Genomic DNA, 7270 nt, shown 5'->3' on the forward strand with positions numbered 1-7270 from the left:
GCTGCGGGGGGTGGGGGTGCCTGTGTTGTCTGTGGTTCCGCGCCTGCGGGGAAGCCCCTGCCGGCCGGGGGCGGCAGTCTCGGTGCCGGGGTCGGCAGCGTTGGTTGCGGGTTCTCTGTGGGGAGCTGCTGCTCGTGTGCGGCGAAGGCCTGTTCCTCGCGGCGTCGTTCCCGTACCGCACGACCACGGGACACCACTCCGAGCGTGAACACCGTGAAGACCAGCAGCACCAGCAGTTCGCCGATGAACAGGCCCCAGAACAGGCCGTATCCGGAGAGCTGGGCCGGGGGTGTTCCCGGCCAGGCCGCGGCGAGGTCCTGGGGGGCGGTGGCCAGTTCGCGCAGGGCGAGCGGGGAGCGGGTGAACGTCACGCCGTCCGGCCAGGCGCCGTGGGCGAAGAGCCCGGCCAGGCCGGTGGCCGTCCAGGCGACCAGGGTGGCCGCGAGGAAGAGGGCCAGGAGGCCGATCAGCAGGCCGTCCGGGACGCCGCCGCTGCCCGGGGGCCGGCGGTCGTAACCGTCGTGATGGGCGGGGCCGTCGTAACCGCCTTGATGTGCGCGGCCGTTGCCGCGGCCCCGCGGTGGTCGGCGTGCCATGTCAGGCCACCGTTGACTCTGACGACTCGTTCATCCGTTGCTGGTGCTCGATCCGGGCCGCCCGTTGCTCCGCCTCCAGTTCGGCGGCGCGGATGTCCTCGGGGAGCAGGTCGTCCGCGTCCGGGGCCGATCCCTCGGTCATGGCGCGGTCGGTGAAGACCAGGGGGCGTTCGGCCTCGGTGATCAGGTGTTTGACGACCTGGACGTTGCCGTTGACGTCCCAGACGGCGATGCCCGGGGTGAGGGTCGGGATGATCTCGACGGCCCACCGGGGCAGGCCGATGACCCGGCCGGTCGCTCTGGCCTCGTCCGTCTTCTGCGCGTAGATCGTGCGGGTGGAGGCCATCTTGAGGATCGCCGCCGCTTCCTTCGCCGCTGCTCCGTCCACCACGTCGCTGAGGTGGTGGACGACGGCGACGAACGAGAGGCCGAGGCGGCGTCCGAACTTCAGCAGGCGCTGGAAGAGCTGGGCGACGAAGGGCGAGTTGATGATGTGCCACGCCTCCTCGACCAGGAAGATGCGCTTCTTGCGGTCGGGCCTGATCCAGGTGTGCTCCAGCCAGACGCCGACGATCGCCATCAGGATCGGCATCGCGATCGAGTTGCGGTCGATGTGGGAGAGGTCGAAGACGATGAGGGGCGCGTCGAGGTCGATGCCGACGGTGGTCGGCCCGTCGAACATGCCGCGCAGGTCACCGTCGACGAGGCGGTCGAGGACGAGGGCGACGTCCAGGCCCCAGGCCCGTACATCGTCTATGTCGACGTTCATCGCCTCGGCGGACTCGGGCTCGGGGTGGCGCAGCTGCTCCACGATGTCCATCAGGACCGGCTGGCGGTCGGTGATGGTCGCGGTGACGTAGGCGTGGGCGACCTTGAGCGCGAAGCCGGAACGCTCGTCGAGGCCGTGGCCCATCGCGACTTCGATGATCGTACGGAGCAGGGCGAGCTGGCCGGTGGTGGTGATGGACGGGTCGAGGGGGTTGAGCCGGATGCCGCCGTTGAGGGCTGCGGTCGGGTCCAGGCGGATGGGGGTGATGCCCAGCTCCTGGGCGATGAGGTTCCACTCGCCGACGCCGTCCTCGCCCTGGGCGTCGAGGACGACGACCTGGCGGTCGCGGAAGCGGAGCTGGCGCAGGACGTAGGTCTTCTCCAGGGCCGACTTGCCGTTGCCGGACTCGCCGAGGACCAGCCAGTGGGGGGCGGGGAGCTGTTGCCCGTACAGCTGGAAGGGGTCGTAGATGTAGCCCTTACCGCTGTAGACCTCGCGGCCGATGATCACGCCGGAGTCGCCGAGGCCGGGGGCGGCGGTGGGGAGGTAGACGGCCTGAGCCTGGCCCGTGGACGTACGGACGGGGAGGCGGGTGGTCTCCACCTTGCCGAAGAGGAAGGAGGTGAAGGCATCCGACAATGCGGACAGGGGGTCTCGCATGGTGGGGGTGCCCTCTCTGGTTGTGGGTTGGTGTCGGTGTCGGTGTCGGTGTCGGTGTCTTTGTTGCGGTTGCCCGTGTCAGCTTGCGGGTGGCCGCGTCAGCTTGGTGGGTGCCCGTGTCAGCGGCGGATGCCGGTGGCGAACGGGAGCGTGTTCACGAAGGCGCGGTGGTGTTCGCGGTCGCACCACTCCAGCTTGAGGTACGACTTGCCGGCCGAGGCGCGGATCGTGCGCTTGTCGCGGGCGAGTGCCTCGGGTGAGCGGGACGACACCGTGATGTACCCCACCAGGTTCACTCCGGCGGCACCGCTGGCGAGATCTTCACCCCGCTGGTCGAGTCGGCCGTGGGCGGCGATGTCGCGGGGGTCGACGGTGCGGTTCATCTTGGCCTGGCGGCTGGCCTCGGCGTCGTCGTTGGTCTTCTCGGTGAGCATGCGTTCGATGGCGACCTCGGTGGGTTCGAGGTCCATGCAGACGGCGACGGTCCGGATGACGTCGGGGGTGTGGACGAGGAGGGGGGCGAGGAAGTTGACGCCGACGGGGGTCATCGGCCACTCCTTCACCCAGGCCGTGGCGTGGCACCAGGGGGCGCGGGTGGTGGACTCGCGGGTCTTGGCCTGGAGGAACGTGGGCTCGACCGCGTCCAGTTCGGCGGGCCAGGCGTTGCGCTTGGTCATGGCCTGGATGTGGTCGATGGGGTGGTCGGGGTCGTACATGGAGTGCACGAGGGAGGCGACGCGGCTCTGGCCGAGCGGCTGGCGGACCCGGATGTCGGCCTCGGCGAGGCGGGCGCAGATGTCGGTGAGCTCGCGGGCCATGACGACGGCGAGGCCGGCGTCGCGGTCGAGCTTGCGGCCGCCGTGGGGGCGGGCGGCGCGGGCCATGGCGTTGGCCTCGGCGGCCAGTTCACGGCTGTAGTGCATGCAGGCGACGAGGTAGGCGCGGTGCTGTTCGCTGGAGGTGGAGACCATGGACTGGAGCTGGTCGTAGGACTCCTGGAGCCAGCCGGGGGACGCCTTGTCGCCGCGCTGGGCGACGTCCTTGGCGTGGGCGTCGGGGTCGGCGGGGAGGGTGCGGGCGAGCATCTGGAGGCGGGTGACGAAGCCGTCGCCGTTGGCCACGTGCTTGAGGAGGGTGCCGAAGCGGTCGACGAGGGCTTCCTGGTCCTCGCTGTCGCGGAGGCCGACGCCGGGGCCCTCGATTTCGATGGCGGCGGTGACGGTGCGGCGGTCGGCGTGGAGGAGTACGGCGATCTCGTCGGGGCCGAAGGGGGCGGCGAGCCAGCTGATCCGGCCGATGCCGGGGGGCGGGCCGATCTCGACCTCGCGGCCGTCGGCGCTGACGCCGGCCTCCATGGCGCTGGAGCGGTAGGCGGTGCCGCGGCGGACGGAGCGTTTGAAGCTGCGGTTGATCTCGAACCACTTGTAGAAGGTGCGGCCCTTGTACGGGACGTACACGACGGCGAGAGCCAGCATCGGGAAGCCGACGAGGCAGACGATGCGGAGGGAGAGGACGGGGACGAGGAGTCCGCTCATCATGCCGAGGAACGCGCCGACGATGATCAGGGCGATCTCGCCGGTCTCGCGGTTCTTGCCGACGATCGCGTTCGGCCGGGCGCGGCCGATGAGATACGTGCGGCGGGGCGTCATCGTGTGGGACTGGGTCGTCAACGCCCTCCACCTCCTGTGCTCGAGTTACCTGTGGTGCCTGTGTTGCCGAAACCGCCTCGGGAGGAGCGGCTGCTGTGGGGGGTGCCGGAGGTGGGCGAAGAGCCGCTGCGGGGCGAGGGTGCGGCGGAGGGGACAGATCCGCCGCCGACCCCGCCGCCGCCTCCGCTTCCGCCGGAGGTGCGGGAGCTGTGGGCGGCGACGCCGCCGCTGGCCGGGTTGGCGGGGCGGGCGCCGCCTCCGCCGCTGTTCTGGTCGTTGCGGCCGCTGTGGGTCTTGATGCCCTGGGAGACGAGGGCGGCCGGGGAGCTGATGAGGGCGGCGGCCTGGGAGCCGTCGGTGGCCTGCTTGCGGTTGGTGCGGGCGCCCTGGATCTCGTCGCCGAAGCCGGGGACGAAGCGGTAGATCATGGCGGAGGCGAAGATGGCCAGCAGGATGATGGAGAGGCCGGAGACGACGGCGGAGAAGGCGTCGGGGCCGTCGCCCGCGGAGAGTGCTCCGGCGAGGCCGAGGACGATGACGATGACCGGCTTGACCATGATCACCGCGATCATGATGCCGGCCCAGCGGCGGACGTGGCCCCACATGTTCTTGTCGACGAGGCCGGCGTAGACGACGATTCCGAGGAGCGCGCCGACGTAGAGCAGGGCGGCGCGGATGACGAGCTCCAGCCACAGGATGCCGGCGGCGAGGATCGAGACGAGCGAGACGACGATCAGCATGATCGGGCCGCCGCCGATGTCCTCGCCCTTCTTGAGGGCTTCGGCGAACGAGCCGAAGAAGACGTCGGTCTGGCCGCCGGTCGCGGAGGAGATGACCTCGGTGACGCCGTCGGTGGCGGAGACGATCGTGTAGAGGATCAGCGGGGTGAAGGCCGAGGCGAGGACGGTGAGCCAGAGGAAGCCGACGGCCTCGGAGATCGCGGTGGTGAGGGGGACGCCGCGGATGGCGCGCTTGGCTACGGCCAGGAGCCAGAGGACGAGGGTGAGGATGGTGGAGGCCGCGAAGATGACGGCGTACTGCTGGAGGAACTTGGGGTTGGTGAAGTCGACGTTGGCCGTGGAGTCGACGGCCTCGCTGAGCTTGCCGACGATCCAGGAGGCGGCGTCGGCGCAGCCTTGGGCCAGGGAGGAGAGGGGGTCGGTGGCGTCGATGGAGGGGACGTCCTGGGTGCGTGCTCCGGCTCCCTCGCCGCCTTCGCAGTAGTCCTTGGCGGGGCCACGGATCAGGTCGCACGGGTCGTTGCTGGGTGAGGGGGATGGCGTCGGCGTGGGGGCAGCTGCTGCGCGGCCGGCGAAGAGAAGGGCTGCTGCCTGAATACCGGCGAAGGCCGTGGCGATCGAGAGCCTGCGGAGGGATCGCTTACCTGGCATACGTGAACCCTCCGAACTGCTTTACGGCGTCAGCCATCTCCTCCGCGGAAGAGGCGGCTTGATCGCGGCCCACGGGCACGGGGCCGTCCTTCTGCTGGAAGTCGGAGATCTTCCAGTCCCCGCCGACCCACCGCAGCTCGTAGGTCGTGGTGTACCAGCTTTCCGACACGGGGTTCTTGGAGCCTTCGCCGGCCAGGCCGAACAGGGCGGAGTACCAGACGGCGACACTCGCGGTGTCCCCGGCGTACTTCTCCACCTTGGTTCCCACCGGGTTGGCACGCGAAATGAAGGTCAGACCCTCCGGGGCGCTGCCGTCCGGGTTCAAGCCGATGCTTGTCAGGAACGACTCGTCGGAGTAGATCTTGTCCAGGTCGCCCTGCCGGGCGCTCGCTACATCCGGCGCGTATACGGCCTCTGAGATCTCCCGGCGCCTCTCCTGCGTAAACATGCCGTCGGAAACCAACGCCACGGAGTAGTTCGCCGCCGCGCTCTGCGCCCCCTGCTCGTCATGGGCGAAGCCGGAGGCGATCGTGCCGTTCTTGCCCTGGACGGGCTTGGTGCCGGTGGCTGCCGTGGGGGCGCTTCCTGCGGCTCCGGAGGTCTTGGCGCCGGGGGAGGCGTCGTCCTCGCTGCCACCGCCACGGTTGGCGAGGGCGATGGCAGCGACGAGGAGGACCACGATGCCGGTGATCGTCACGAGGGAGCGGGAGTTGCGGGCGGGGCGGCGCGTGTGGGGGTGGCCCGGGTCGCCGTCGGGGAGACGGGTACGGGTCTGACGCGTGCCGCCGAGCGTGCTGTACGGGTCGTCCGGGCGGCTCCCCTGGTCCTTGCCGCGGTAGTCGTGCTCGTCACCGGGACTCATGCCGCGTTCGCTCCCTCGGTCGTGTGCAGATCCGCGCAGGACGACGGTAGCTGTGCTGGTTGCCGCTTAGGCGCGGTGTGGTGACTCGACATCAGGGAAACGCAACCTCAGCCGGTGGGCGCGACGGGCGGATGGTGGGGAGTGGGTCGGGCTGGGACGGCCCGAATCGGGATGGCCGACGGTGGGTCAGACGGCCATTCCGTACACGATGGTGAACAGGGTTCCCAGGGAGCCGATGATGAAGACCCCCGTCAGCCCTGCCACGATCAGGCCCTTGCCCTGCTCCGCGCTGAAGGTGTCGCGCAGCGCCGTCGCTCCGATGCGCTGCTTCGCCGCGCCCCAGATCGCGATGCCGAGGCAGAGCAGAATGGCGATGGCCATCACCACCTCGATCATGATGCGCGCCTCGTTGCCCAGCGTCCCGAACGGCCCCCAGTCCGGAGCGATTCCGCCGATGATGGTGGTGATGTCGCCCTTCTCTGCTGCCAGGATCATGTAAGTCACCGCCCCTGTTGGGTAGTTCGCTGCCCGTGCCGTCCGGCACGGGTCGCCTTCTATCTTCGCTGATGAAACCGCGCTCGCACGACGCCTTCCCGGGTCTCTTTACCCGGATCTCGCACGTTTGACCGGGGCGGCCGCCCTGACCTGCGGCTCGTCCTGGCTCCTCCCGCATATGCCTGGTTACTCTGTGTATCACGGGCTGTGACCAGGAGCAACGACGGTGGCCATGGGTTCTGATGCGGTTGCAGCGTTCACGGAGGCGCGGCGTGTTCGTATGCGCCGTTCGAGAGCCGTCGGTGCGCCGGTCGGCACCGTGTTCGATGTTCCGTCAGGTTCGTCAGGTCCCCCGGGTGCGGCGGTAGTAGGAGACGGTGATGGCCCCGAGGAGGCGACGCTCAGCGTCAGCATCAACAGCTTGCCGCCCGGGGGCGAACGGTACGGAGCCTGCCTCGATGTATCCGGACGGGAACCCGCACACCATCGCCAGCCGCCACAGTCCGGTCGGCAGCACGATCAGAGTGATCAACTGCCGGCGCTGGTGCGTGTGTCCGTGTCTGCGCTCGTGCGCGCCGCCTCCCCCTTCGTTCGGGTGAACCGCTTGGCTCCATGGGAACGGGGCCACCGCTTCGCCCGGCCGGGAACCACGGGGCCGGGTGCGTATGGACCCGGTGCCCCCGCGTGTTGACGTACGGCATGTCGTGCACCACGCATTTGGCACAGTGCCGCTCCACGATCAGGAGAACGGGGTGAGCGGTGTGGGTGGAGTGACCGTGGTCGGGCAGCCCAACGACGGCTGGGAGCGGCTGGGGGTGTCGGCCGGCCAGGCGGGTGCGGCCGGGGGC

6 protein-coding genes and 1 pseudogene are annotated in these 7270 nt (G+C 69.8%); all 7 read right to left on the bottom strand.

Features of this window, described 5'->3' with window-relative positions:
• Positions 1 to 596, bottom strand: a pseudogene (locus tag JS521_RS31890) (type VI secretion protein); the annotation flags it as partial.
• Between the two features lies 1 nt (position 597).
• Positions 598 to 2025, bottom strand: a complete 1428-nt coding sequence (locus JS521_RS31895) for an ATP-binding protein (protein WP_205086393.1) — start codon at positions 2023 to 2025, stop codon at positions 598 to 600.
• 119 nt (positions 2026 to 2144) lie between these two features.
• A complete protein-coding gene (locus JS521_RS31900; protein WP_205086394.1) occupies positions 2145 to 3695 on the bottom strand; it encodes an SCO6880 family protein in 1551 nt (516 codons plus the stop codon).
• Positions 3692 to 5065 (bottom strand): hypothetical protein, encoded by a 1374-nt coding sequence (locus JS521_RS31905; RefSeq protein ID WP_205086395.1) that lies wholly within the window; start codon positions 5063 to 5065, stop codon positions 3692 to 3694. Before JS521_RS31905 ends, JS521_RS31900 begins: the two co-directional genes overlap by 4 nt.
• A complete protein-coding gene (locus tag JS521_RS31910; RefSeq protein ID WP_205086396.1) occupies positions 5055 to 5927 on the bottom strand; it encodes a DUF8175 domain-containg protein in 873 nt (290 codons plus the stop codon). The genes JS521_RS31905 and JS521_RS31910 overlap by 11 nt, the downstream gene beginning before the upstream one ends.
• Before the next feature lie 186 nt (positions 5928 to 6113).
• Positions 6114 to 6422: a DUF8827 family protein gene (locus JS521_RS31915; RefSeq protein ID WP_003968086.1), complete on the bottom strand. Its 309-nt coding sequence runs from the start codon at positions 6420 to 6422 to the stop codon at positions 6114 to 6116.
• A 343-nt stretch (positions 6423 to 6765) separates the two neighbouring features.
• On the bottom strand, positions 6766 to 6954 hold the full coding sequence (locus JS521_RS37045) for a hypothetical protein (protein ID WP_239488129.1): 189 nt from the start codon (positions 6952 to 6954) through the stop codon (positions 6766 to 6768).
• Positions 6955 to 7270 lie beyond the last annotated feature (316 nt).

Source organism: Streptomyces durocortorensis (assembly GCF_016901035.1).
In the GTDB taxonomy this organism is placed as follows: Bacteria; Actinomycetota; Actinomycetes; order Streptomycetales; family Streptomycetaceae; genus Streptomyces; species Streptomyces durocortorensis.

What these genes read in the sequence shown, in the direction of transcription:
- JS521_RS31895 (WP_205086393.1), bottom strand. Translation starts at nt 2,025, where the DNA reads ATGCGAGACCCCCTGTCCGCATTGTCGGATGCCTTCACCTCCTTCCTC.
- JS521_RS31905 (WP_205086395.1), bottom strand. Translation starts at nt 5,065, where the DNA reads ATGCCAGGTAAGCGATCCCTCCGCAGGCTCTCGATCGCCACGGCCTTC.
- JS521_RS31910 (WP_205086396.1), bottom strand. Translation starts at nt 5,927, where the DNA reads ATGAGTCCCGGTGACGAGCACGACTACCGCGGCAAGGACCAGGGGAGC.
- JS521_RS31915 (WP_003968086.1), bottom strand. Translation starts at nt 6,422, where the DNA reads ATGATCCTGGCAGCAGAGAAGGGCGACATCACCACCATCATCGGCGGA.